Source organism: Niallia yueguangensis (genome assembly GCF_052663115.1).
Map to the genome: position 1 here is coordinate 1 of NZ_JBQTCX010000006.1, position 24,518 is coordinate 24,518.

Here is a 24,518-nt window from a genome sequence, read left to right on the forward strand (position 1 = left end):
CTAAAGTTTTTTTCAACCTTTTAAATCATTGTTGATGATAAGCAAGTTATGTTTTTCGTTGCTGTCAGAAGCAACTTTTATATAATAACAAGGATAAATATATTGGTCAATACTTTTTTGAAAGAAAATAATAAAATAACGAAAAAACTTTCATCCCTTCTAAAAAGCTACATTATATAACTATTAAATTAACGAAACAGCAATCTAGGCTTCTAAATATCGAAATCACCCTGCATCATTTCAAAAACAAATCAGTTTCTTCTATAATTAAAGATACTTTTCTTTCACCATCGTTTGAAACTATATCCTCACCCATGCTGCCTTTTAAACCCATGATACCGTGTTCCTTGAAACTCTAATTCTCCAAAATCTCCTTCTACAAGCCGGCCATATTCTTCTGCTTTCACATTAAATTCACTTCGATTACCACTATCAAATTCAAATGTTACGTAATAACTGCTGTATGCTCTAGTCTCACCTCCGCCTCGTACTTCTGTTCTTTTTGTTACTACTTTTGCTTTTGTTGTTAGACGTGGCTGTGCGTTGTTACTGCTCCATGTTGTTATTCCTTTAAAAATATGAAAAAGAAACATACCTACTATAATTTATATTTTCTTATACACTAAACAAGCAGGAAAGTTTCATTCCCTTATAAACAACGACTAAAAATGGGTTCAAAACAAAAAAGTGATTTAATTATTTGATATTCCAATTAAAAAAATTAAATATATTAACTTCGAAATTGATTTTATTAATATACAGGTATATATTTATTAAAAAAGGAGGTGAAGAACTGAAAATGTCGTATCCTATATTAAACGATTGTCCTGTTTGTCATCATGAGCTTCAGGTAACAAGGTTAGAGTGCTCTCACTGTCATACTGTCATTGAGAACAACTTTTCTTTATCAAAATGGTTTTCTTTTTCAGAAGAGCAAATGCATTTTATCGAGACATTTATTGTTTGCCGTGGAAATATTAAAGAAGTAGAAAAGAAGTTAGGCATTTCGTATCCAACGGTTCGTGGAAAATTAAATGATATTATCGCAAAAATGACAGGCAACCAAGAACTAGACATAAAAGAAGCTACCCATCAAAAAGCAGAACAGAAAGCAGCCATTTTGGAAAAGCTGGAACAAAATGAACTAACTGCGGAGGAAGCAATTGCTTTATTAAAAGAAATATAAAAGGCTTTTTGAATACGTACTATAAAGGAGGAAGAAAACATGAATAATGATATGAAACGGATTTTATCAATGGTGGAAAGCGGGAAAATCACTTCCGAACAGGCCGCTGCGCTTATCGACTCATTTGAAGAAACACCTAAAACAGAATACAAGGATTATTTGAGCCGTTATTTACGTGTTCGGGTTAACTCAGAAACAAATGATAATGTGAATGTAAATGTGCCATTACGTTTAATCAAAGCTTTATTACAGACTGGCCACAGCATTGCTTCTAAAATTCCTCAGGCGCAAATGTATGTTGAAAATATTGATATCGATTTACTTATTAGTGCGATTGATAATGAATTAGTCGGGCAAATAGTCGATGTGAAACTAGCAAATGGTGATACAGTTCAAGTTTTTGTAGAATAACGGAGGAATGAATCATGGTAAAAGTTTATTTACGAACAGAAAAAAAGAAAAATTATATCATTCCTATTCCTGCTTTTATGCTTGAAACACTTATTAATATTGCTTTTTCTCATTTTGTTTGGAAGTTTATTAATAATCAGGCAAAAGATAAAACCGTAAATCAAATTTATACACATGCACCATTAATAAAAGAGATGCTAAAAACTTTAGTAAAAGAAATAAAGAAAGATAACTGGACGGATCCACTTGTAGATGTTTCTTTAAAAGATGGAACTTATGTAAAAGTGGAAATATCTTGATGCTGTCTAGTGCTGGGAACACTAGACAGCAGGGTGTCGACAAACGTTTTCAATCAACATGAAAATACTTTGTCTCATTACTATTACTTATACTCTCGAAAAATGGCTCTACTGCACTTATGCAAGGGGCCATTTTTCTTCATTGTTATTATAACAAATGTTATTTCATCTCCATCAATCGCTGCTTAAACATATGGGATGAATAGAAAAAGCAAAATAACCCACTAAGAGATTTCAACCGTTTTTTCTGTATCTATTTTGTTTTCTTTTGTCACTTCTGGGATTGATGGAGAGATTACACGTGAGGAGAATATAGTAGATGGTTGAATTAGGAATATGGAACATACCTCTCCACTTAAACAGTAAATATCTATTTATATATTGCTTTCAAAACCATTTGTTTTCAATAGATCGACTAGTTTTTTTACATCTTGTGCTCTGTCTTTTGGACAAACAATGATAGAATCACCAACATCCACAACAATTATATCCTTAAGTCCAATTGTTGTTATTAGGTTATCCAAACTATATATAATAGAGTTTGTCGTATCGATGCCGACGTGTTTACCATATACAGCGTTATTATTTTCATCTCCCTCAATTGCAATGGAAATGCTGTCCAAGCTTCCAATATCATACCAGCCAAAAGAACCTTTTACTGCAAGCAAATCTTTCGTTTTTTCGAGAACACCGTAGTCAAATGAAATATCTTCTAATTGAGTAAATGCTTTTGCTAAAAGAAATTGAAAATCATCCTTTTCTCTATGCGCAACTGCTGCAGCAAGACTTTGAAAATGTGTCGGTAAAAATTTTTCTATCCCTTTCCTTAAGGCATTCAATTCACCAACAACCATCCCGCTATTCCATAAATAACTCCCTGATTGTACATATTCCTGCGCCGTCTCTACATTCGGCTTTTCCTTAAATTGAACAACTTGCGAGACACCTTTTTCATTCTTATATTCCTCGGGATTTACTTGAATGTATCCAAATCCTGTTGCAGGATAAGAAGGTGTTACCCCGATAATGACTATTTGATGATTGTTTTCTGCAGCATCATATGCATTTTTAATAGATTGAAGATACTCATCCTTGTCTTTCACATAGCTGTCAGCCGGAATAAAGCATACAATTCCATTTCCTAGCAGTTTCTCTAAATACAAAGTAGCATACGAAATACATGCTGCCGTATTCTTTTTTAACGGTTCGTAAATAATGTTCTCTTCTGGTATATGATTCTTTAATGTTTCACGTGTCAACTGTACATAACGTTCATTCGTAATGACAAAACAATTTTTAGAAGGAATAAGGGTACATATTCGTTCGACTGTTTGAACAAGCAATGGTTCGGTGCCATCGACATTAATAAACTGCTTCGGTTTATTTTCCTTAGACAGTGGCCATAATCTTGTACCTGTTCCTCCTGCCATAATAACCGCATATTTTTCCATTTGATTAAACTCCCTCTTTTGTATCTGTCCCACTCCCCCCTCTTTCTTTTTTAGATTTGTTCCTCGTTTTTATAAAATTCATAGGTTAATCTTAACCCTTCTTCTAAATCTACTTTCGGTTTCCAACCAGCATTGGTTAATTTAGATACATCTAATAGTTTCCTTGGTGTACCATCCGGTTTCGTTGGATCAAAAACGATTTTACCTTCGTAGCCAATTACTTTTTTGATTAATTCTGCTAAATCTTTAATGCTAATATCCGTGCCTGTACCGATATTAATATGCTCGTTTCCTTCATAGTTTTCCATTAAATAGACACATGCTTCTGCCATATCCTCTACATATAAAAATTCTCTTAGCGGCGTGCCTGTACCCCATAATTCCACAACGGGTTTATTTAACTTCTTCGCAGCATCCATTTTTGTAATCATGGCAGGTATAACATGGGAGTGATTAGGATCAAATCGATCATGAGGTCCATAAAGGTTTGTAGGCATTACACTGACAAAATTAGTGCCATATTGAGTATTAAAAAACTGGCACATCTTTAATCCAGCAATCTTTGCTAATGCGTACGCTTCATTTGTGGATTCTAAGGTTCCTGTTAGCAGATACTCTTCTTTAATTGGCTGCGGACAAAATTTAGGATAAATACAAGAGCTTCCTAAGAACATAAGTTTTTTGACTTTATTATGAAACGCACTTCTTATCACATTACATTCCATTAATAAGTTATCCATAATGTAATCGGCTGGATATGCATTGTTTGAACCGATTCCACCAACCTTTGCAGCTGCTAAAAATACATAATCAACCTTTTCGTCTTTAAAAAATTGCTCCACTTCTGCTTGCTTCGTTAAATCAAGTTCTTGACGGGTTTTCCCAATGATATGTTTATACCCTTTCTCTTTCAGGTTTCTCACGATTGCTGAGCCAACGAGACCCTTATGTCCAGCAACATATATTTTGCTATCCTTTTCCACTGATAATAATCCCCCTTTCATTGCGGTGTTTACTGTTTTAGGTCACTCTCTACCATCATTTCAACTAGTTGTTCGAAGCTGACTTTTTGCACCCATCCCAATTTCGTTACTGCATTAGTGGGATCACCTAAAAGTAGATCTACCTCACTTGGTCTAAAATACTTCTCGCTCACTACAATCAATTCTTTCCCAGTTTTTGCATCAATGCCTTTCTCATCTAATCCTTCACCTGTCCAAGTAAGCGTGATGCCTGCTTTTTGGAAAGCAATATCGCAAAACTCCTTCACTGTATGGGTTTCACCTGTTGCAATTACATAATCTTCGGCTTTTTCTTGCTGCAGCATCAACCACATTGCCTCTACATAGTCACCAGCAAAACCCCAGTCCCTTTTAGCATGTAGGTTTCCTAATACAAGCTTTTCTTGTTTGCCATTCACAATATTGGCAAGACCTGTCGTGATTTTTCTTGTTACGAAGTTTTTTCCTCTTCTTGGTGATTCATGATTGAACAAAATCCCATTGCATGCATATAAATCATATGCTTCTCTGTAGTTCACAGTAATCCAATAAGCATAAAGCTTTGCTACAGCATAAGGACTTCTTGGATAAAAAGGGGTTGTTTCCTTTTGAGGGATTTCTTGCACTTTTCCATATAGCTCACTAGAGGACGCTTGATAAAATTTAATCTTTGGATTCACTTCACGAATAGCTTCTAAAATATGCAAAGCACCTAAAGCATCTACATCTGCCGTGAATTCAGGAACATCAAAAGATACTTGCACATGGCTTTGTGCACCTAAGTTATAAATTTCATCTGGTTGAATTTTGTTGATTAGGCTTCGAAGGTTGCCACCATCACTCAAATCTCCGTAGTGTAAAAATAATTTTTGATTATCTAAAAGATGATCAATTCTGTCCGTATTAAACGTACTGCTTCTTCGTACGATCCCATGAACCTCATAGCCTTTTTGTAACAGTAACTCAGCAAGATAAGATCCATCTTGTCCTGTAATCCCAGTAATTAATGCTTTTTTCAATGTTTTTAACCTCCCAGAAATTAGTTTCATTAAAGTATATTAACTGTTCCATCAACACGCTTGTACAAACACCTATAATTTCTAAGTTTTTTATAAGAAGGAGGGAATCTAAGAATTTAGAGCAAAAAAATACGATACCTTTTTTAAGTATCGTTAGAGTTTTACTAAACATCCTACACATTTAATGGAAACACAGAACCTATTAGCCGCCTAGCATATTCATTTTTTATATTCATCAGTTGATCATGTGCTGCATCCTCTACCATTTGTCCTTTATAAAGAAAAAGGATTCTATCGCATAAATTGACGACTGCTTCTATGTCATGTGCGATAAACAGATAGGTCATATTCATTTCCTTTTTCAGTTCATGCAGCAAGTCAAGTATTTGTGATTGCACCGACACATCCAACGAACTAAGCGCCTCGTCGAATACAATAAATGCAGGATGAGTGGAAATGGCTCGGGCAATACAAACTCGCTGTAGTTGTCCGCCGCTAAGTTCATGTGGATATTTTTCCAATAAAGAGATAGGAAGTCCTACTTTTTCGAGAAGAGCGGTTATTCGCTCCGGCAGGTTTTGGTTGTCCCCAATGGCAATCAGCGGCTCCGCAATGATATCTTTTATCATAAAACCCGGATTGACAGAAGACGTATAGTCTTGAAAAACAACACTCATTTTCCCGCGGTTTTTCTTTAGCCATTTCGAAATTGGCTCCCCTTCTATCATGACAGAGCCCTTTTTTGCTTTTTCTAATCCAAGCAAAATCCGACTAAGCGTGCTTTTGCCGCTGCCGCTTTCCCCTAATAAACCGACACATTCACCTTTTTGAATGGAAAAGTCAATTCCTTTAAGGACATCTAATCTTTTTCTTGTAAAATATCCTTCCCCAGTCGAATAACTCATATAAATATCCTTAATTTGCACGAACATGGTGAATGCCTCCGTGTCTTATCGATTGTTGGAACGGCTCTGATAAGCTTAATCGTCTCTCTATCAAATATTTGGTGAAATCATGTTTAGGGTCGGCAAATAGTTCCTCACTTTTCCCATACTCTACACATGCCCCATTTTGCATGACGAGCACGTCTTGAGCCAAATATTGGATCACTCCTAAGTCATGCGAGATAAAAATCATCGAGGTACCAGTCAACTCACGTATACGTTTAAACTCCTCGACTACTTCCTGTTGATTAATGGCATCAAGTGCCGTCGTCGGTTCATCGGCAATAATAATGTCCGGTTTCATTGTCATCGCAATTGCAATCATACACCGCTGCAGCATGCCACCTGATAATTGATGCGGATATTTTTTGATTACTTGTGCTGGATGATGAATATTCATTTTTTCTAGCGCATCGACAGCCATCTCGATTGCATCCTTCTTACGCACACCAAAATGTTCTCGAAACGTTTCGCTCATTTGTTTACCAATCGTGTAAAGGGGGTTAAACGACGCATGCGCATCTTGTAAAATCATACAGATTTTCTGCCCTCTTATCATACGAAGCTGTTCCCTTGTCGCGTTCAGCAGATTTTCCCCTGCAAAATTAATTACTCCACTCGTCTCAAGCCATGGCGATGTTAAACCAAGAATGGCTTTCGCTGTCATTGATTTACCGCTGCCGCTTTCGCCGACAATTCCTAAGCATGTATTTCGTTCCAGGGAAAAATGAAGGTTTTTTACAATTTCTTCTCCTGTACGTATATCATGGACGAATAAATTTTTTACGTCTAATAAAGACATTCCATTTTCCCCCTTTCTTATGAAATTGCTTAGGATTTAACGCCGCCTGTAAACTATCGCCTAAGAAATTAAATACCGCAACGATAATGAGAATAGCAAACCCTGGTGCGATCATTTGTGTAGGATGTGTGACCATCACATTCTTCGCTTCATTTAACATCATTCCCCACTCAGGTGTTGGAGCTTGTACGCCTAACCCTAAAAAAGACAGCGCGGAAATATTTAAAATCACCGAACCAATATCAAGTGTGGCAAGAACAGATACTTCCCCTGTTACGCCAGGCAATAAATGCTTTCTCATAATGTGGCCTGTTGAACAACCGGACACTTTAGCAAAGCGAATATAGTTTTTATCCGTATATTGAATGACAACCGATCGAATCATCCGTGTATACCACGCCCACTTCGCAATGATATTAGCAATCACGACATTCGATAAACTAGGTCCTAATACACCTACAATCGCAAGGATCATGACTTCTGTTGGAAAAGAAAGCATGATATCACAAAATCTCATGATCACTTCATCTACTTTGCCGCGGAAAAACCCAGCAATCATTCCCATCACCGTTCCAATCGCCACCGTGATGCATGTCGCAATTAATGCATAAATAATCGTTGTCCGAATCCCAAATAATAGTTTTGATAATACGCAGCGACCGAGATGATCCGTCCCAAGAGGATAGGAAAGAGTAGGTCCTGCATACTTATTAATGACGTTCATTTCTAACGGATCATGCGGGGCAATAATCGGCGCCATGACCCCTGCCATGATGACGATAAAAAGAAACATGATACAGGCGATAGCCATATTATCCGATTTTAAGCGCGTCCAAAAATTCATCTTATTGTTCCTTTCTCAAGCGAGGATCCAGCATCATATTAAGGATATCCACGATGAAATTACAGGCCACAAACATAATTGCCATGATTAAAATATATGCTTGAATGATGGGAAAATCGGAATTAAAAATCGCTGTTACACATAATCTTCCAACACCTGGCCATGCAAATATATTTTCGACAATAACTGTTCCTGCAATTAATTTTGGAATCGACATCCCTAAAGCAGTCATTGAAGTCTGTAAAGAATTTTTAAATACTTGCCTCATAATCGTGCTCTCCTTTAAACCTCTCACTCGTGCATATAAAACATAGTTTTCCTTTTTATTTTTAATCATATTGCTTCGAATTAAACGAACATACGTTGACATGTATGTCAGTGCTAAAGTAATCGCTGGCAGAATAACAGAGCTTGCCCGTTCCATTCCACTTGTATCAAACCAGTTCATTTTTACAGAAAAAAACCAAATGAGTAATATTCCCATCCAAAAGCTTGGCACTGCAGTTCCTAAAAATAGGACGCCTCGCAGGATTTTGTCCCCGATACTCCCTTCATAAATAGCACACAAAACGCCTATCACGATACTTAAAATAAGTATGATGATAAGCGCCGTAACTGCTAGAGAGAGAGTAGCTGGCAAAGCGAGTGCCATTTCATCGGCAACTGGTTGATGGCTAATATAACTTGTCCCAAAGTCGCCTTTTAAACTGTTGCCTAACCACGTAACATATCGTATGAAGAAAGGCTTATCCAGTCCCAATTCTTCCCGCATCGCCTCTACCATTTCCTCCGTCGGTGTTACTTGATTCACGCGAAGAGCGATTTCAGCAGGATCACTCGTTCTTAAATTGATCAGCACAAAGGCGAAGAAGGATATGCCCAACATTATTGGCAAAACCGCTATCAGCCTTTTTACAATATACCTTGTCAAACTAATTCTCCCCCATGTGTTTTTTCATTGGCCATAATAAGAAGATGTTCAATGATAGCGGTCGAACCTTGTCACCCCAGACCTCATGCAGCATCACCTACGGACTCCGTGATTTCCGAGCCTCGACCTTCTCCGCTCTGAATATTACTTATTTAAACATCACTCTGCAAAATACATCTTCTCAAACGGAATCTCGTACTGCGATACGTTAAAATCAACGCCTTTTAACTGCTTAATGCTGACAGCTTTTGTCACTGCATACGTTAATGGAATATACACATTTTCTTCATGTACATAAGTTAAAACATCTTTATACATGTCTTTCCGTTTTTGTTCATCTTGTTCAGCCAATAAATCCGTAATCGTTTGATCTAACCATTCTTTTTTCTCTAAACCTTTTTGAGCTTGGTAGTCAGCATGAGATGGTACACGCCATGAAGATACATATGTTTGCGGATCATAAGGCAGCCCCCATGATAAGGAATACATCAAATCAAATGCACCCGTTTTTTGGCGATCAAAATAAGCTTGTTTCTCTTCGCCTACAATCTTCAAACTAACGCCTGCTTGCTTTAGATCATTTTGCATTGATTCACTAATCGTACGTTCTTGTGCATTATCAGAGTTATAATAAATTGTTACTTCAAGTTTTTTCCCATCTTTGTAACGATAGCCATCTTTACTCATTTTCCAGCCAGCTTCTTCTAACAAGGCAGCAGCTTTAGCTGCATCATATTTTTTCGGCTGCAAGTCAACATTCGCATACGGAACAGAAGGTGCCAGCAGGGTATCTGCTACTTTTTCAGAACCATTTAAAATACCTTCTGCAATTGCTTCTTTATTTATCGCATACTGAAATGCTTCGCGAACTTTTTTATCGCTCGTAATTGGTTGATGTGCATTTAATATAATCGCACGAGAACCCGTTGGATGGCTGATTAAAGTGCCATATTTGCCTTGTTCCATTAATACATTAAACGAATCTATATCGATCATATCGCCATCTGCACCAAACAATAAATCAATCTCCCCTTTTTCCAACGCAAGGAGAATGGTTTGGTGATTAGGCATCACTTTCCATTTAATCGTGTTAATCTTTGGTTTATCTCCCCAGTACTTGTCATTAACAGTAAATACAGCATACTGATTTTTTTTATGTTCTGTTAACTTATATGGTCCTGTTCCATTATAACCTTGTACGCCGCCGGCAGTCGTCCCATTTTTAAAATCATTAGGTGAAATAAATCGGAATGGACGTGTTAATCCGAGTTCTTCAAGTGTTGGATAATAAGGACTTTTTAACGTTAATTGAAACGTATGTTCATCGATTGCTTTTGTGTCTTTAATTTGTGAAACTAAATTAAGCCAAGCATTCTTTTCTATATTACTAACAACCGCATCGACATTTAATTTAACCGCATCTGCATTAAATGGCGCTCCGTCAGTAAAAGTTACGCCTTTTCTTAAATGGAACGTATACACTAATCCATCTTTTGAAATATCCCAACTTTCTGCTAAAGCTGGTTGAATTCCTTTACTCGTGTTTTTTACAAGCGATTCAAATACAATATTTTGAGCAGCCATCTCTCCACCGTAAAGATGTGGATTAATATCTCTAATATCTTTTGTACTTGCAAATACTAATTCATTAGTTGATCTATTTCCTCTAGCATTCTTAGAACGATCTTCTGTCCCACTATTACAACCTGTTAATAATATAATGGCACAAACCATTAATACCACTAGATTTTCCCATTTCTTTTTCATCATTTCCACTTTCCCTTTCATCTGTCATTTCAGCTTATTCTATTAAGATTTGTTTAACTGTAAATCGAAAAATAGGAATAATTACGATTTAAAAAATAATATTTTGGACTATCTATCAATCTTTAACCATCTATTCATCTCTTAAAATATAAACAACACGTAAATCGGAATAATTACTTTTTACATAATAGCATGCCGAAACCAAGGTTTCAATCTATTTTTTTACGGAAAAGCTCCCTTGCCTATTATCACACTTCAGTATAAAAATAGAGTGTCTTTTTCCTTTTTATAGTAAAATAAGGTTTAAAGTAATATTATGGTATAAAGGAGCCGCATTTTTCTCCTATTTTTCAAGAAAAAAACAATATAAATGGGGGTATTTTCAAGATGGAAAATAATTGGCTCACTAAAGTTAGAGATACACGGACGATGCTGCGCCAGCATGTGCTTGAAACGATTTTGCAGCAAATGGATGATGAGGTAATCGGATTAAACTTGGAGCAGAGGCTTGATAAATATCAGCAAATGATGGAAAGCCCTTTCCGCTTCTATCGAGGAAGTGCCTATTTATTTTATTATGATATGACAAAGATTCCCTTTTCCTACCACACACCAACAGATAAATCGACTTGGATTCAAGGAGATTTACACTTCGAGAACTTCGGTGCATTTCAAAATGAAAAAGGGGACATTATATTTGATGTCAATGATTTTGATGAAGGATATATTGGCTCTTACGTATACGATCTTCTTCGAATGACAGTCAGCATTTCCTTAATTTGTGAGGCACTTGAACTCAGTGTAGAAGAGCAGGAAAAAAGAATACACACTTATATTAAATCTTATTATAAGCAAATGAAGCGATTTAATAAGAAAAAGGATGATCCTGTCACCTTATTTTTTTCAAAAAAGAATACAGAAGGACCCGTCCAAAAAATCTTAAAAAAACTAGAAAATCGAAAGTCCAGTCAACTACTCGAGGAGCTTACTGTTATTAATGAACACAAGCAGCGGAGATTTGTATACTCTGATGAGATTCAACCGGTGGAACAGGAAGAAAGATTTGCTTTGGAGGAAGCTTGGGAGAGCTACATCGAAACAATAGATACGGTAGATCTGCGCAATAGAGAGCATTACAAGATAAAGGATGTCGTACGAAAATATGGATCTGGCACGGCTTCAATAGGATTAAAACGCTACTACATCCTTGTTGAAGGTGGAAAAGAAGCGTTTGATGACCTCGTATTAGAAGTAAAAGAAGTGAGATCACCTATTCCGAGCTATTTCTTGCCTTATCACGAACCGTTTTGGCAAAAATATGAGCATCAAGGAGAACGCGTAATCACCACTCAAAAAGCGATGCACCATCTAGAGGATCCATACCTTGGCTATATGACAATAGATGGGAAATATTTCTACGTGAGAGAACGTTCCCCATACAAAAAGAAAGTGAAGACAAAGCACGTAACAAGTATTGAAAAATTGGACTCGACTCTTGAAATCATGGGGAAAATTACAGCTAAAATTCACGCAAGAGCAGATGGCGATGTACAGCAAGAGCTATTAGATTATCATAGTGAAAAGGAAATTATCCGTGCAATCGGGGATGACTTCGAAACGTTTTGTACACAAGTCACTTTTATTTCCATGTCCTATAAACAACAAGTGATTGATGACTATGCTTTATTTTGCAATTGGTGCATAAATGAATTACATATCCAAATTGAAAAAGAAGAAGAGCAGCTAACGCCACAATGAAAGGAGATCAAGAATTTAAGAAAAGCGCAGGCGCCTTGCTCAGCCCCGAAGAAAAATGTTCTCTAGACTCAAAAAGTATTTTTTACTTTTAGAGGCAAGAGGTTATCTTTCACAGGGGCTAGGCGCTGGAGCTAGACACTAAACTAGGTTCGAAATTTTATGCTTTCTTATCTTTTAGAAGGATTCCGCCTGGCTGCATGAATCCCTTTAAATAAATCTGCAAAGTAATTTTGCATAAAATAAATCGTTTTATGTGAAATTACTTTTTATTTCCATGTGCATATGTTACCATTTATATGAACAATACTAGGGGTGCCGATTTTAGGCTGAGAGGAAACAGTTTATTTGTTTCTAACCCTTTGGACCTGATCTGGCTCGTACCAGCGTGGGGAAGTAAAGAATGTACTTTCATTTGTTATGCATAATAACAATGATCCGGCTGAGTGAAAACGTTTTTCAACAGCTTGAATGAATTCTTTGTGTTAACTTCCGACTAGGTTCAAAATATGAATCTAGTTTTTTTTGTGTTGGCATGTTCATTGATCTTGTCCCATTACATGTTAAGGGAGAGAGTAAAAATGAAAAATGAAACAGTACAGCAACAAAATATTTCAATTATGTCTAGTTTTTCTGGAAGCAAAAAAGTATATGTAGAAGGATCTAGAAGTGACATTCAAGTACCGATGAGAGAAATCGAACTGAGTCCGACGACTGGAACTTTCGGCGAAGAAGAAAATGCGCCAGTACGTGTATATGATACAAGTGGTATTTATACAGACCAAAATGCTACGGTGAATATCCGCGAAGGTTTACCTGCCATTCGTTCTAAGTGGATTGATGAAAGAAATGATGTAGAAACTTATGAAGGTCGTGCGATTAAGCCTGAAGACAATGGGCGTAAAACATTACATACAACAGAAGATACTTTCCAATTATCCAGAAAACCAAAACGTGCCAAAGAAGGAAAAAACGTTACACAACTTCATTACGCACGCAAAGGAATCATTACGCCTGAAATGGAATTTATCGCAATAAGAGAGCATGTTAGTCCCGAATTTGTCCGTGATGAAGTAGCAAGCGGCCGTGCGATCATTCCAAGCAACATTAACCATCCTGAAAGTGAACCAATGATTATCGGAAAAAACTTTCATGTAAAAATTAATGCAAACATCGGAAATTCTGCCGTTACTTCTTCCATTGAAGAAGAAGTAGAAAAAATGACATGGGCGATTCGCTGGGGTGCAGATAACTTAATGGATTTATCGACGGGGAAAGATATTCATACAACCCGTGAATGGATTATTCGCAACTGTCCTGTTCCGGTTGGTACTGTGCCAATTTATCAAGCGTTAGAAAAAGTAAACGGCGTTGCAGAAGATCTTACATGGGAGGTATACCGTGACACGTTAATCGAGCAAGCAGAACAAGGTGTCGATTACTTTACCATTCACGCAGGCGTATTGCTTCGTTACATTCCGTTAACAGCAAAACGTGTAACAGGAATTGTTTCCCGCGGCGGTTCTATCATGGCACAATGGTGTCTCGCTCACCACAAAGAAAGTTTCCTATACACGCACTTTGAAGAAATCTGTGAAATTATGAAAAAATATGATATCGCCTTCTCACTTGGAGATGGGCTGCGTCCTGGATCGATTGCAGATGCGAATGATGAAGCACAATTTGCAGAGCTTGAAACACTTGGCGAATTAACAAAAATTGCTTGGAAACACGATGTACAAGTCATGATTGAAGGCCCTGGACACGTTCCAATGCACAAAATTAAAGAAAACGTCGATCTTCAACAAGAAATTTGCCAAGAAGCTCCATTCTATACACTTGGACCATTAACAACCGATATCGCACCTGGATATGACCATATTACATCCGCTATTGGCGCTGCGATGATTGGCTGGTTCGGAACAGCCATGCTATGTTACGTAACACCAAAAGAACATTTAGGATTGCCAAACCGCGATGACGTTCGTGAAGGCGTTATTACATATAAAATCGCCGCACATGCAGCCGACCTTGCAAAAGGCCATCCGGGAGCACAACAACGAGACGATGCTTTATCAAAAGCTCGCTTTGAGTTCCGTTGGAGAGATCAATTTAATCTATCACTTGATCCGGAAAAAGCGTTAGCCTATCATGATGAAACACTGCCAGCAGAAGGCGCAAAAACGGCTCATTTCTGTTCCATGTGTGGACCTAAATTCTGCAGCATGAGAATCTCTCAAGACATTCGCAACCGTGCAAAAGAAAACAATCTGCCAGAAACAGAAGTCATTGAAGAAGGCTTAAAAGAAAAAGCGAAAGAATTTGTGGAAAAAGGCAGTCATTTATATAGTTAAGAGGAAATAATTTAGCCCATTATCTTGCAAGCAGGTACTATCTGCTGTGATAATGGGCTATATTTTTTGAAGTAGGCTACCCTGAAAATAAGCTCTGTTACAAGGGGTTTTCCGAAGCTTATCGCTCGCTTTCCGCGGGGCGAGCGCCAAGCCTCCTCGTCGCATATGCTAATATGTTCTTTCTATTAAAAAGCTGATTTGGTTTAGAGGCACATCCATTACCGATCAAAACAGAAATATTTGGATAGCAAATACAGATGGCTCAGAAGCAAAGGAATGGTTAAAGAATGTGGATGCAATCGTATTTTATGAACCTAAGTAATTCGGAATGCATTGGCAGCAGGTATTTATGCAAAAAGGAGCATACCTTTAATGTGAAGGCATGCTCCTTTTTCATTTAATGGACATTCATACTAACCGATGGATCTTGCTTTTTTTCTAAATCTACCTCTTCTTTTGGCTGCGTTTTTGGTTTACGAAGAAATAAACTGAAAACAAATCCTACAGCTGCCAGACATGCTGCTAAAAAGAATGTGTCCGAAAATCCAGAGCTAGCTGCTTCAGCAGGAGTAATTCCATGTACGACATCTTTCATATGGTCATCCACATGTGACGTTAAATATCCAGTTAATCCAGCAACTGCAAAGGAAACAACTACTTGCTGTGCGGCAGTTGTCAACGGTGTTACTCTGCTAACAAGCTTGCGAGGTGCTGCGTTCAGTACATGGGTATTGACAGGCATCATCGTCAGACCCATTCCAGCACCCATCATAAATAAACAAACAATAATCATTACAAGACTTGTATCAACCGTAGTTCGTGATAATAGAAACAATCCTGCGGAAATAATGCCCATTCCCGTAAATGCAAGTGGACGGGCACCAACTTTGTCAAATAATCGTCCACTAATTGGCATAAATATAGCGGAAGCGAGCGCTTGCGGCAGCAAGATGATACCCGTTTCGAGCGCCGAGTAGCCTCTAAGCTGCTGTAAGTATAATGGAACCAATATCATTGATCCAAATAATGCGACTTGAGCGAGCCACGCAAGAATGATTCCTCTTGAAAAATCAGATGAACGAAATACCCGCAGCTCGAGCAGCGGCTGTTTTTGTCGCAACTCAACAAAAATAAAAATAATTAAGGCCACTCCACCAATGATTAAACCTGTAATCGCAGAAGTAGAAGTCCAGTCTTCTCCTCCTTCACTTACCCCATAAGCAAGCATAGAAAAAGCAATAGGAGCAATAATCATACCAATAATATCAAGATGCGGCGCTTCATGCTTTTCTGATTTAGGAAGAAACTTCACCCCGACAATCAACGCGATAATGCCAATTGGCAAATTAATTAAGAAAATCCAATGCCAACTTACATATTCTACCAACCATCCAGATAATACTGGACCAATCGCTGGAGCTAAAAGCATTGGAACACCAAGCACACCCATGATCGATCCTCTTTTCTCCGGCGGCGCAAGCTTAAACACCATCGCCATCCCGATCGGAGCGACCATTCCGCCTCCAAGTCCTTGAATTACTCGGTAAATAATTAATTGCATTGGAGATTGAGCAAACGCACATAATACAGAACCTAAGGTAAAAAAGGTAATCGTAAAAAGGAAGATTTTTTTTGCACCAAATTTATCTGTCATCCAGCCAGCAAGCGGGATAACAGCCGACAACGCCAATGTATAGCCAGTTACCGTCCATTGAATGGTTTTAAGATCCGTCTTAAAATAGTCCACCAATTCCGGAACAGCAACATTGACAACCGTGCTATCTAGAATGACCATAATCATTCCAACAACGACAGCCATGAGCGGAGCAATAATAGTTTTAATGGAGAATTCTTCTGAACTGATGGATCCAGTCTCCACTTTTGTATTAGACATATGTTTCACCCAACTTTCTCTATTCTTTTAGTCTTTCTTATTATCATGTTGTTTATTTTTTTCCTTATCAAAAATAAAAATTAAACAACGTTTAAAACAATGTTCAATCAAAAATTTATCCTTTTTTCTTCCACCTGTCAAGTTTTTTTGATTCTTGACACAGTATGCCTGAAAGTATTATCGTTTAATTTAAATATAGTTTTGCGAATTAGCTGATAGGGGAGTTATAAGATGAACACAAGCTCCGAAAAAGATAAAACCACAAAGGAAAATATTCTGTATGCTACAATAGAGTTAATTAAAGCAGAAGGTCTTGAGAAGGTAACATTGCGTAAAATAGCTGCAGCTGGAGACGTGAATCTCGCATTAATCAATTACTATTTCGGATCGAAAGATAAATTAGTTAACGAAGCGATAAAAGTAATGCTTGCCTCCTTTCGAGAAGCTTTCTGCATTTTAGATGATCATTCCAAAACACCAAAAGAACGCTTAAAAACCTTCTTAGTTCAATATACAAACTCTGTAAAAAAATACCCAGAATTAATGAAGGAATTACTTGGAAAAGGCAATATTTCCTTTGAATCACAGGTTGAATATACCAATTTCATGAAAACAATGGGGTTAAATAAAATTAAAGCGACGTTGAAGGAAATTACAGGCGAGAACGATTCAAATATTCTTACGATGATGATGATGCAAATCTTTGGCGCTACCTTTCTTCCAACTGTTTTATCCTGTAAAAAACAAACATCCATTGTTTGGAATCCGATTCCTATCGAAGAGCAAATTGATTTTTTCTTTGAGCATTATTTAAGTAAATATTCCTAAAATATTAAGAAAAGCGCAGGCGCCTTGCTCAGCCCCGAAGAAAAATGTTCTCTTGACTCAAAAAGTGTTTTTTACTTTTAGAGGCAAGAGGTTATCTTTCACAGGGGCTAGGCGCCGGAGCTAGACACTAAACTAGGTTCGAAATTTTATACTTTCTTATCTTTTAATAAAAGGGGATAAAAGCAAGAGATGCTGCTTTTATCCCCTTTTTCTGTTGCTAATTTTCTACTTGCGTTCTCCAAAAATTTATAAAATGATGAAACGTTATTCGAACAATATGTAGAATAATAAAATTAGATATTTGATAAGGAAGTGAACTTATTGTTTTTGAATCAAATTGTTAAAAACATTAGACTTTGTAAGACAGAAGCCTTGTTAAACAGATTTCCCAAAGATGACCCTCTTCAACCAAAAATACTGAAAGATTTCCATACTCAACTTAGGGGATTTAATGGCGAAAAAGAACTAAAATACCATCTCAATTTTCTACCTGAAAAAGAATGCTTATCATCCATAATCTCCGTCTATTTGATGGAAAATCCTTTTTCCAAATTGACTATTTAGTCTTAACTCCTTGCTTTGCATTAATCCTAGAGAGTAAAAATTACGTAAGTACACTAGTTTTTGATGCCTCTCTCAATCAATTTACCCGCCACATTAATGATCAAGAAGAAGGTTACCTTGATCCCATCTCACAAGCAAAAAGACTTCAAAGACAACTTCACCAATTTCTTCAATTGAATCAACTTCCCACTATTCCAATCGAAAACTTAATTGTTATCAGCCATCCCTCGACTATTATTAAAGGTCCTTCTTCTATCAAGAATCACGTCATTCATAGTCATAGTTTAATGGAAAAATGGGACAATCTATCATTAAAATATAAACATGAAGTTTTAGATGGGAAACATCTTCGTGAAATCTATACTTTTTTGTTAAAAGCGAATACTCCTGAAGAGATTGATATTTTAAAATATTATGGCCTCAAGCCATCCGATATTATTACAGGTGTATGCTGCCCTTCGTGTATGAAATTTGCCATGATCCGCAAGAAAAAACAATGGCATTGTACATTTTGCGGCACTTTTAATAGCGACGCACATTTTCAAGCAGTGTATGACTACTTTCTTCTAATAAAACCAGCTATTACTAATAAAGAATTTCGTGAATTTGTGCTTCTTTCCTCTAAAGATATCGCGTTTAGACTCCTGTCTCAAATGCATTTACTTTGTTCGGGCAATACAAAAGGAAGGATTTACTATGCAGAAAAATTGTATAGACCATACTAATTAATGTCTGCGGGAATGGTGATTTTCTCGCGGTTCTCCAGTTTTTCTCGCGGCAATTTCATTTTTTTCGCGTTTCTCCTCTTTTTCTCGCGGCAATTTCATTTTTTTCGCGTTTCTCCAGTTTTTCTCGCGTTGCCTACCATCTTTCCCGCTGCAATCTCATATTCTCTCTTAAACCCTTTCAAAAAATAAAAAACCCTACAGAAAATCCATTCAAAAGATTTCCTGCAGGGTATATAGTAAAGTTAAATTCTTATTGCACCATAATAATTTGTATTCCAATATGTATTTGATAGCTTGTCTATTTTAACACCTTTTGAAGAACTATGTATAAATTGATTATCACCTATGTATATTCCAACATGTGAAGCACCTTTTTTATAAGTTGAAAAGAAAACTAAGTCTCCTGTTTTCAGGCTTTTTTTCTTCACTTTTTTCCCTTTTTTATACATATCCGCTGCCGTTCTTGGAAGATTTTTACCAGTCTTTTGATAACTATAGCCTACAAAACCAGAACAATCGAATCCTGTTGGTGTCATTCCACCAAATTTATATGGTGTGCCTATGTATTTTTTTGCAATAGTTGTAATAGACTTTGGAGAAGCAGCACTCGCTTCCTGTCCCCCAAATACTCCTGTAAAGCACAGTCCAAATGATAAAAGTGTCATAATAAAAACCTTTTTCATACAGTAACCTCCGTTGCATTTCCAGTTTGAATAAGTAATATGTATCCGTGGCCCGACATCTATCAACTAAAAATATTTTCTCATATTTTGTCGAAATATAGGTTACAGCCTTGTTCTAATTTTATTACAGGGAGGTTACAATAGTATGTTAAAATAATTTTCCAATTTATCCCTTAAACATTCTCTCTAGTAAAGGAAAAATAGTATAATATAATAAAAATAGAATGGGAGGAGTAGCCAACGTGGATTTTATTGCTATTGATTTTGAAATAGCCAATGAAAATATGAACAGTGCTTGTTCAATTGGACTTACATATGTCGAAAAAAATGAAATTGTAAAAGAACAATATTTCCTTATTAAACCGCCAAATTTGAAGTTTGATGCAAGTTTTACAGCTATTCATGGCATAAAACAGAATGATGTTGTTGGGCAAAAAAACTTTGACGAGATATGGAATATGATAAAAGAGGACATTACTTCGAATTTAATCGTGGCACATAATGCTCAATTTGATATGAGTGTATTATACTGTTGTTTAAAGTCATACGGAATCGCGATTCCTGATTTTGAATATGTTTGCAGCATTCCAATTAGCACAAGAGCATGTCGTGGAGAAAAAGTTGGGCAATCTTTAAAAGAAAGAACGGCCCGTTTTGGCATTTCCCTTGAAGAGCATCATCATGCAGGAGTGGATGCCCGAGCATGTGCGGAGCTAGTAATTGCTTGCGTAAAGGCCAAAAATAGAAAATCGCTTCAAACTTATTGCCAAACATTCAGCACGATTCCAATTAAACAGTTTGCTGAACTAAAGCCACAAACTTTTTTTCAAAAAAAGAAGCCAAGCAAACGTAAATTTAATACAGTTGCCATTTCAGAAATTTCGGCAATGACCGATACGTTTAATGAAAACCATATACTTTACGGGAAAAATATTGTGTTTACAGGCGATCTTTTGTCGATGGATCGGAAAGAAGCAATGCAAAAAGTAGTCAATATTGGCGGGGTTATGAAAAGTGGTGTTAGCAGTAAAACAAATTATTTAGTAGTTGGCATACAAGACCCAAAACTCGTCGGAGCTAAGGGCATCAGTTCAAAGGAGAAAAAAGCATACGAGCTGAAGCAAAAAGGACTCGACATACAAATAGTCAACGAAGAATCGTTTTTAAAACTATTAAATAACGAAGCAATTGCAATAGATTAATATATTGGCATCCATTTTTAGGATGCTTTTTTTGTTCTCCTCTCGCTTTTTCTAAATGGAATGTATAAGAAAAAAAATCGTTATAGCCAAACAGCTCTTTCATGTGTACTCCCTCACAATACAATCCATTTTATTACCTACTTCTTATTTTTTTATAAATATAGTTTTATTTATGATAAATCAGGTATAAAGATTACTAGATTGGATATATATATTAAAAAGGAGGAATGATCTTATGAAAATAGCAACTAATAAAGATATTAAAGACTTTATTAAAAACGACACTTTCGAACTTCATTCTTATCTTACTTATCTATTATTACATATTGCAAAATGACCTCCTCCGTCCTCAGGAGGTCATTTTTTTTCATACACATTTTTTTACCGCGTGCATACTTCGTTTTTCTATCTTCCCACTCTTTTTTTCCGCCGTACATCATTAAACGAGATATCTATTATAAAACAGCGTTTATATTAATGGATTTAATAAACTAACCTCCATTAAATTAACGTTTAGACGATAATACAAATATTTTTTCCTCATTTTTATTTATTCTGCAACTTTTATACCGAAATTACTATAAAAACGCTTATCTTTTCTAACCATTTTTGGTAAAATAAGTATTATACAATACCTAGGGGACATTATTATGATATTTAATGGGGATAGTGATGAAAAGATGAGCGAACTACTTCAGATTATTGAAAACTTAAAAGTAAAATTAATAAAAACAGGTATTGATAAAGGATTAACTGATCCTAATACTTTGCAAATAAGTGAACAGCTGGATACCTATATTGTTAAATATCAAAAATTAGTTTCAAAAAACCCAATCAATAAAAATTAATAACTGGTACCTTTTCGACACCTGTTAGGAATTACTCCAATTTTCAGATTAATTTTCACAAGGTGACAAAATCTTGCATCTAGTTCGCACATCATTTTATTTTATTACATAGATTATCAACAATAAACCCTTTGTACTCTATCAATCAAAATATCTGAAGAAAAGGCTGTTTTCGTATAGATTGTTGCTTTTAAACTCGCAGCCTGAATACACTCCGCTTTCCGTGGGCGAGCGTCGAGCCTCCTCGTCGCATACGCTCCTGTGGGGTCTCGTCTTTCTCGCATTCCCACAGGAGTCTACGTGTATTCAGTCTGCTGAGTACTTCTTCTCCCATTTTTTTATGTAAAAAACAACGAACTTTGTGAGAACAGCCAAAGAAAAAAATTATGTGCTTGCTACCGAAACAAATTAATCATATCCTTTAATGCAGCTGCGGCTGCCCCTTTAGGATGAGATGCTCCACCTAAACAACAAATCGTTCCCATTTCTTCTGTATGAAACAGAATGCCTTTATTTGTTCCTTTCACATGTATTAAGGGATTTTCCGGGTGAATGACTACTGGTGCCACCTTTACAGTTACTTCACCTTCTTTAACGGTTGCACTTGCAATCAGTTTTATTTCATTTCCTTTAATTTTTGCATACTGTATATCCGCCTTTGTTACATTTTCTATTCCTTCAATTGAAATATCCTTTAAAGTTAATTGTGTATGAAGAAGTCCATTTGCTAGCAACAGGATTTTACAAGCACTGTCCAAGCCTTTTATGTCAAGGTCTGGATTTGCTTCTACGATTCCTCGTTCTTGTGCAATTTTTAATGCATGATCAAAAGACACGTTTTCCTCCGACATACTCGTTAATATAAAGTTGGATGTACCATTTAATATGCCTTCAATACTTGTAATCTGGCAGCCTGCCAAACTAAATTCTCCAATATCCAAAGTAGGAAGCGCTGCAGCTGTTGCTCCACTATATTTGATTTCACAATGATTTGTATCGGCGATTTTTTTAAATTGCGGCAATGCATGTATCAGTGCCCCTTTGCTGACAGAGACAACATGCATTTTTGCTGTTAGTGCATTCGTTATGTATGAAAGTGCAGGTTCACCTGTTTCTAAGTCCGTTGGAGTGCACTCGATCAGTACATCGCCCTTGTAAACAGGCTGCTGAAAGGACAAGCCTTTTCTTTTGGCATATTGGTCTAACGCCTTTGAACCTTTTCCGTAAGTAAGGAGTACTTGTAAATCAATGCCTTCCTCTTCATAAATCATACCTTTTAGTCCAATAATTCCGACTATTTTATAATAGGCATGATACGTATTTACTAATCGATTTGCTTGTTCGTTTAGCAGCTTTACTAATTCCTTTGCAACCGTACCATATCCTGTGATAATCACTTTTTTCTCGATTACTTTTTTTTGCATCTGTCTATCCTTTCTTCTGTCTGCTTTGTACTAAATACATTCGGTATAAACTAACTGTTTTCCTGTTTATCATGTTATTTTTTATAAAATCTGTTCTTGATAAGCTGTTCATAAACGTTTTTTATGGAAAAAAACAAAGAGGCCTCCTATTTTTAGAAGACCTTTTTTCTTTATAAATACTTCCGATGCAGCGCTTTGCCGTCATACGTATAGAGCATATTTTTTTCTTCTACAATGGTTTCCATATGAACATTCCGACCCCATAATTGATAAATATACGGAAGAACTTTTTCTAAGTATTTTAAATCGAGCTCAATTCCTTCATAACCATGTTTTAAATAAAGCTCCCCATTTTTCATGTAATCTCCATCATTTACGGTAATATAAGGGAAACCTCCGTTTACTCTCATGCTGACGAGTTGATCTCTTACTTGCTCCCAGCCTTTATCGACAATTTTATAATCTCTTCCTTGTTTTTGGAAAAGATACATATCTTCGCGTGTGACTAAATCCTTCGTTAAATAGTTGCGTAAAAAAGAAATATCTGATTCAATTTCACGTACTTCGAACATTTTCTCTCTGCCGGAATTAGGTTGTACTCCTCTTCGTTTCATTTCTTCTGTTGGGTTATTGTAGCGATCTTCAATATCTTCAAATATTTTCAATCCTAAATAGTAAGGATTAATGCCCGTTTTGGAGGGCTGCACAACCCCGGAATTTAATTTTGCAAATTCGATTGCTTCCGCACTTGTTAAATCTAATTCTCGGATAATTCTTTGATGCCAATAGGATGCCCAGCCTTCGTTCATGATTTTTGTTTCCAGCTGTGGCCAAAAGTAGAGCATTTCTTCCCGCATCATTGTTAAAATATCTCTTTGCCATTCCGTCAGCTCTCTGCTAAAGTTTTCGATGAATAGCATAATATCTTTTTCTGGATGAGGTGGGAATTTTTTGACTACCTTATGCTTTGTCGATTTTTTCGGCTTCTTACGATCATCTAAACTCCATAAATCATCATATGGAGTACTGCTTATTTCTTCTTCATATTCTTCATCATCTTTGCTCCAAGCAAGCTTTGGCCTCATTAAAGACGGATCGATATGCTCTTCAATAGCCAACACTGCATCTAGAAATGTTTCCACTTCATGTTTGCCATATTGTATTTCATATTGACGGATGCGATCGGCTGTTGCTGCCATACTTTCTACCATTTCTCGTTTTGTATTTTGAAAACGGATATTATTTTTGAAAAAGTCGCAATGCGCCAAAACATGCGCCACTATCAGTTTATTATTTATAAGAGAATTGCTGTCTAATAAAAAGGCATAACAAGGGTTCGAGTTAATAACAAGCTCATATATTTTGGATAGCCCTAAATCATAGTGCAGCTTCATTTTATGAAATTGTTTTCCGAAACTCCAGTGGGAAAAGCGAGTTGGCATTCCGTAGGCACCGAATGTATAAATGATATCTGCAGGACAAATTTCATATCTCATTGGATAGAAATCTAATCCGAAACCAGTGGCTATTTCTGTAATTTCTGCGATGGCTTTTTGAAGTTCTTTTTGCTCTACTTCATTCAT

22 protein-coding genes and 1 riboswitch are annotated in these 24,518 nt (G+C 36.5%); of the genes, 9 read left to right on the forward strand and 13 right to left on the reverse strand.

All coding sequences use genetic code 11. The features are described 5' to 3' along the window. Positions 1–308: 308 nt before the first annotated feature. Positions 309–593 (reverse strand): DUF2500 domain-containing protein, encoded by a 285-nt coding sequence (locus tag ACTYA4_RS07220; protein ID WP_443480992.1) that lies wholly within the window; start codon positions 591–593, stop codon positions 309–311. 206 nt (positions 594–799) lie between these two features. Between ACTYA4_RS07220 and ACTYA4_RS07225 the strand changes: the two genes are divergently transcribed. The 3 genes from ACTYA4_RS07225 to ACTYA4_RS07235 are packed head-to-tail and all read left to right on the forward strand — an operon-like array spanning position 800 to position 1,896. Further along, on the forward strand, positions 800–1,186 hold the full coding sequence (locus ACTYA4_RS07225) for a DUF2089 domain-containing protein (protein WP_443480991.1): 387 nt from the start codon (positions 800–802) through the stop codon (positions 1,184–1,186). 39 nt (positions 1,187–1,225) lie between these two features. After that, positions 1,226–1,597, forward strand: a complete 372-nt coding sequence (locus tag ACTYA4_RS07230) for an SHOCT-like domain-containing protein (RefSeq protein ID WP_443480990.1) — start codon at positions 1,226–1,228, stop codon at positions 1,595–1,597. A 14-nt stretch (positions 1,598–1,611) separates the two neighbouring features. Further along, positions 1,612–1,896 carry a hypothetical protein gene (locus ACTYA4_RS07235; RefSeq protein ID WP_443480989.1) on the forward strand — a complete coding sequence of 95 codons (285 nt, stop codon included), beginning with the start codon at positions 1,612–1,614 and terminating at the stop codon, positions 1,894–1,896. Between the two features lie 374 nt (positions 1,897–2,270). Here the strand turns inward: ACTYA4_RS07235 and ACTYA4_RS07240 are convergent, their stop codons facing one another. The 8 genes from ACTYA4_RS07240 to nikA all read right to left on the reverse strand — a co-directional run bounded on the left by ACTYA4_RS07240 (position 2,271) and on the right by nikA (position 10,676). After that, positions 2,271–3,347 (reverse strand): mannose-1-phosphate guanylyltransferase, encoded by a 1,077-nt coding sequence (locus ACTYA4_RS07240; RefSeq protein ID WP_443480988.1) that lies wholly within the window; start codon positions 3,345–3,347, stop codon positions 2,271–2,273. Positions 3,348–3,397: 50 nt separating this feature from the next. After that, positions 3,398–4,330 (reverse strand): GDP-L-fucose synthase family protein, encoded by a 933-nt coding sequence (locus ACTYA4_RS07245; RefSeq protein WP_443480987.1) that lies wholly within the window; start codon positions 4,328–4,330, stop codon positions 3,398–3,400. A gap of 29 nt (positions 4,331–4,359) precedes the next feature. Next, on the reverse strand, positions 4,360–5,367 hold the full coding sequence (gmd, locus tag ACTYA4_RS07250; protein WP_443480986.1) for a GDP-mannose 4,6-dehydratase: 1,008 nt from the start codon (positions 5,365–5,367) through the stop codon (positions 4,360–4,362). A 173-nt stretch (positions 5,368–5,540) separates the two neighbouring features. Beyond that, on the reverse strand, positions 5,541–6,299 hold the full coding sequence (locus ACTYA4_RS07255) for an ABC transporter ATP-binding protein (RefSeq protein ID WP_443480985.1): 759 nt from the start codon (positions 6,297–6,299) through the stop codon (positions 5,541–5,543). Further along, positions 6,283–7,113, reverse strand: coding sequence for an ABC transporter ATP-binding protein (locus ACTYA4_RS07260; RefSeq protein WP_443480984.1), 831 nt, complete (start codon positions 7,111–7,113; stop codon positions 6,283–6,285). The genes ACTYA4_RS07255 and ACTYA4_RS07260 overlap by 17 nt, the downstream gene beginning before the upstream one ends. Further along, a complete protein-coding gene (gene opp1C, locus ACTYA4_RS07265; protein WP_443480983.1) occupies positions 7,076–7,957 on the reverse strand; it encodes a nickel/cobalt ABC transporter permease in 882 nt (293 codons plus the stop codon). The genes ACTYA4_RS07260 and opp1C overlap by 38 nt, the downstream gene beginning before the upstream one ends. A gap of 1 nt (position 7,958) precedes the next feature. Next, positions 7,959–8,888: a nickel/cobalt ABC transporter permease gene (gene opp1B, locus ACTYA4_RS07270; protein WP_443480982.1), complete on the reverse strand. Its 930-nt coding sequence runs from the start codon at positions 8,886–8,888 to the stop codon at positions 7,959–7,961. A gap of 159 nt (positions 8,889–9,047) precedes the next feature. Next, the gene (gene nikA / locus ACTYA4_RS07275) at positions 9,048–10,676 is read right to left on the reverse strand and encodes a nickel ABC transporter substrate-binding protein (RefSeq protein ID WP_443480981.1); all 1,629 of its coding nucleotides are present in this window, start codon (positions 10,674–10,676) and stop codon (positions 9,048–9,050) included. Between the two features lie 366 nt (positions 10,677–11,042). Between nikA and ACTYA4_RS07280 the strand changes: the two genes are divergently transcribed. Beyond that, complete coding sequence (locus ACTYA4_RS07280; RefSeq protein WP_443480980.1) at positions 11,043–12,413, forward strand: DUF2252 domain-containing protein; 1,371 nt, start codon at positions 11,043–11,045, stop codon at positions 12,411–12,413. A gap of 298 nt (positions 12,414–12,711) precedes the next feature. Beyond that, positions 12,712–12,822, forward strand: a riboswitch (TPP riboswitch). A gap of 169 nt (positions 12,823–12,991) precedes the next feature. Continuing rightward, the gene (gene thiC / locus ACTYA4_RS07285; RefSeq protein ID WP_443480979.1) at positions 12,992–14,764 is read left to right on the forward strand and encodes a phosphomethylpyrimidine synthase ThiC; all 1,773 of its coding nucleotides are present in this window, start codon (positions 12,992–12,994) and stop codon (positions 14,762–14,764) included. 397 nt (positions 14,765–15,161) lie between these two features. Here thiC and ACTYA4_RS07290 read toward each other — a convergent pair whose 3' ends face one another. Continuing rightward, positions 15,162–16,658 (reverse strand): MDR family MFS transporter, encoded by a 1,497-nt coding sequence (locus ACTYA4_RS07290; protein WP_443480978.1) that lies wholly within the window; start codon positions 16,656–16,658, stop codon positions 15,162–15,164. A gap of 231 nt (positions 16,659–16,889) precedes the next feature. On the opposite strand from ACTYA4_RS07290, the gene ACTYA4_RS07295 reads away from it, so the two are divergent. Together ACTYA4_RS07295 and ACTYA4_RS07300 are read left to right on the forward strand one after the other, a co-directional pair. Further along, a complete protein-coding gene (locus ACTYA4_RS07295) occupies positions 16,890–17,486 on the forward strand; it encodes a TetR/AcrR family transcriptional regulator (RefSeq protein ID WP_443480977.1) in 597 nt (198 codons plus the stop codon). Positions 17,487–17,986: 500 nt separating this feature from the next. Next, the gene (locus ACTYA4_RS07300; protein WP_443480976.1) at positions 17,987–18,775 is read left to right on the forward strand and encodes a nuclease-related domain-containing protein; all 789 of its coding nucleotides are present in this window, start codon (positions 17,987–17,989) and stop codon (positions 18,773–18,775) included. 245 nt (positions 18,776–19,020) lie between these two features. On the opposite strand, the gene ACTYA4_RS07305 is transcribed toward ACTYA4_RS07300, so the two are convergent. Further along, a complete protein-coding gene (locus ACTYA4_RS07305) occupies positions 19,021–19,461 on the reverse strand; it encodes a C40 family peptidase (protein WP_443480975.1) in 441 nt (146 codons plus the stop codon). A 242-nt stretch (positions 19,462–19,703) separates the two neighbouring features. On the opposite strand from ACTYA4_RS07305, the gene ACTYA4_RS07310 reads away from it, so the two are divergent. Both ACTYA4_RS07310 and ACTYA4_RS07315 read left to right on the forward strand, forming a co-directional pair. Continuing rightward, positions 19,704–20,663 carry an exonuclease domain-containing protein gene (locus tag ACTYA4_RS07310; RefSeq protein WP_443480974.1) on the forward strand — a complete coding sequence of 320 codons (960 nt, stop codon included), beginning with the start codon at positions 19,704–19,706 and terminating at the stop codon, positions 20,661–20,663. 650 nt (positions 20,664–21,313) lie between these two features. After that, positions 21,314–21,511, forward strand: a complete 198-nt coding sequence (locus tag ACTYA4_RS07315) for a Spo0E family sporulation regulatory protein-aspartic acid phosphatase (protein WP_443480973.1) — start codon at positions 21,314–21,316, stop codon at positions 21,509–21,511. Positions 21,512–21,906: 395 nt separating this feature from the next. Here ACTYA4_RS07315 and ACTYA4_RS07320 read toward each other — a convergent pair whose 3' ends face one another. Together ACTYA4_RS07320 and ACTYA4_RS07325 are read right to left on the reverse strand one after the other, a co-directional pair. Continuing rightward, on the reverse strand, positions 21,907–22,935 hold the full coding sequence (locus ACTYA4_RS07320) for a homoserine dehydrogenase (RefSeq protein WP_443480972.1): 1,029 nt from the start codon (positions 22,933–22,935) through the stop codon (positions 21,907–21,909). A 170-nt stretch (positions 22,936–23,105) separates the two neighbouring features. Continuing rightward, positions 23,106–24,518 (reverse strand): SpoVR family protein, encoded by a 1,413-nt coding sequence (locus ACTYA4_RS07325; RefSeq protein WP_443480971.1) that lies wholly within the window; start codon positions 24,516–24,518, stop codon positions 23,106–23,108.

Coding starts and splice junctions, on each gene's coding strand:
- ACTYA4_RS07220 (WP_443480992.1), bottom strand. CDS start 593: ATGTTTCTTTTTCATATTTTTAAAGGAATAACAACATGGAGCAGTAAC.
- ACTYA4_RS07225 (WP_443480991.1), top strand. CDS start 800: ATGTCGTATCCTATATTAAACGATTGTCCTGTTTGTCATCATGAGCTT.
- ACTYA4_RS07230 (WP_443480990.1), top strand. CDS start 1,226: ATGAATAATGATATGAAACGGATTTTATCAATGGTGGAAAGCGGGAAA.
- ACTYA4_RS07235 (WP_443480989.1), top strand. CDS start 1,612: ATGGTAAAAGTTTATTTACGAACAGAAAAAAAGAAAAATTATATCATT.
- ACTYA4_RS07240 (WP_443480988.1), bottom strand. CDS start 3,347: ATGGAAAAATATGCGGTTATTATGGCAGGAGGAACAGGTACAAGATTA.
- ACTYA4_RS07255 (WP_443480985.1), bottom strand. CDS start 6,299: ATGTTCGTGCAAATTAAGGATATTTATATGAGTTATTCGACTGGGGAA.
- ACTYA4_RS07260 (WP_443480984.1), bottom strand. CDS start 7,113: ATGTCTTTATTAGACGTAAAAAATTTATTCGTCCATGATATACGTACA.
- opp1C (WP_443480983.1), bottom strand. CDS start 7,957: ATGAATTTTTGGACGCGCTTAAAATCGGATAATATGGCTATCGCCTGT.
- nikA (WP_443480981.1), bottom strand. CDS start 10,676: ATGAAAGGGAAAGTGGAAATGATGAAAAAGAAATGGGAAAATCTAGTG.
- ACTYA4_RS07280 (WP_443480980.1), top strand. CDS start 11,043: ATGGAAAATAATTGGCTCACTAAAGTTAGAGATACACGGACGATGCTG.
- thiC (WP_443480979.1), top strand. CDS start 12,992: ATGAAAAATGAAACAGTACAGCAACAAAATATTTCAATTATGTCTAGT.
- ACTYA4_RS07290 (WP_443480978.1), bottom strand. CDS start 16,658: ATGTCTAATACAAAAGTGGAGACTGGATCCATCAGTTCAGAAGAATTC.
- ACTYA4_RS07295 (WP_443480977.1), top strand. CDS start 16,890: ATGAACACAAGCTCCGAAAAAGATAAAACCACAAAGGAAAATATTCTG.
- ACTYA4_RS07300 (WP_443480976.1), top strand. CDS start 17,987: ATGCTTATCATCCATAATCTCCGTCTATTTGATGGAAAATCCTTTTTC.
- ACTYA4_RS07305 (WP_443480975.1), bottom strand. CDS start 19,461: ATGAAAAAGGTTTTTATTATGACACTTTTATCATTTGGACTGTGCTTT.
- ACTYA4_RS07315 (WP_443480973.1), top strand. CDS start 21,314: ATGATATTTAATGGGGATAGTGATGAAAAGATGAGCGAACTACTTCAG.
- ACTYA4_RS07320 (WP_443480972.1), bottom strand. CDS start 22,935: ATGCAAAAAAAAGTAATCGAGAAAAAAGTGATTATCACAGGATATGGT.
- ACTYA4_RS07325 (WP_443480971.1), bottom strand. CDS start 24,518: ATGAATGAAGTAGAGCAAAAAGAACTTCAAAAAGCCATCGCAGAAATT.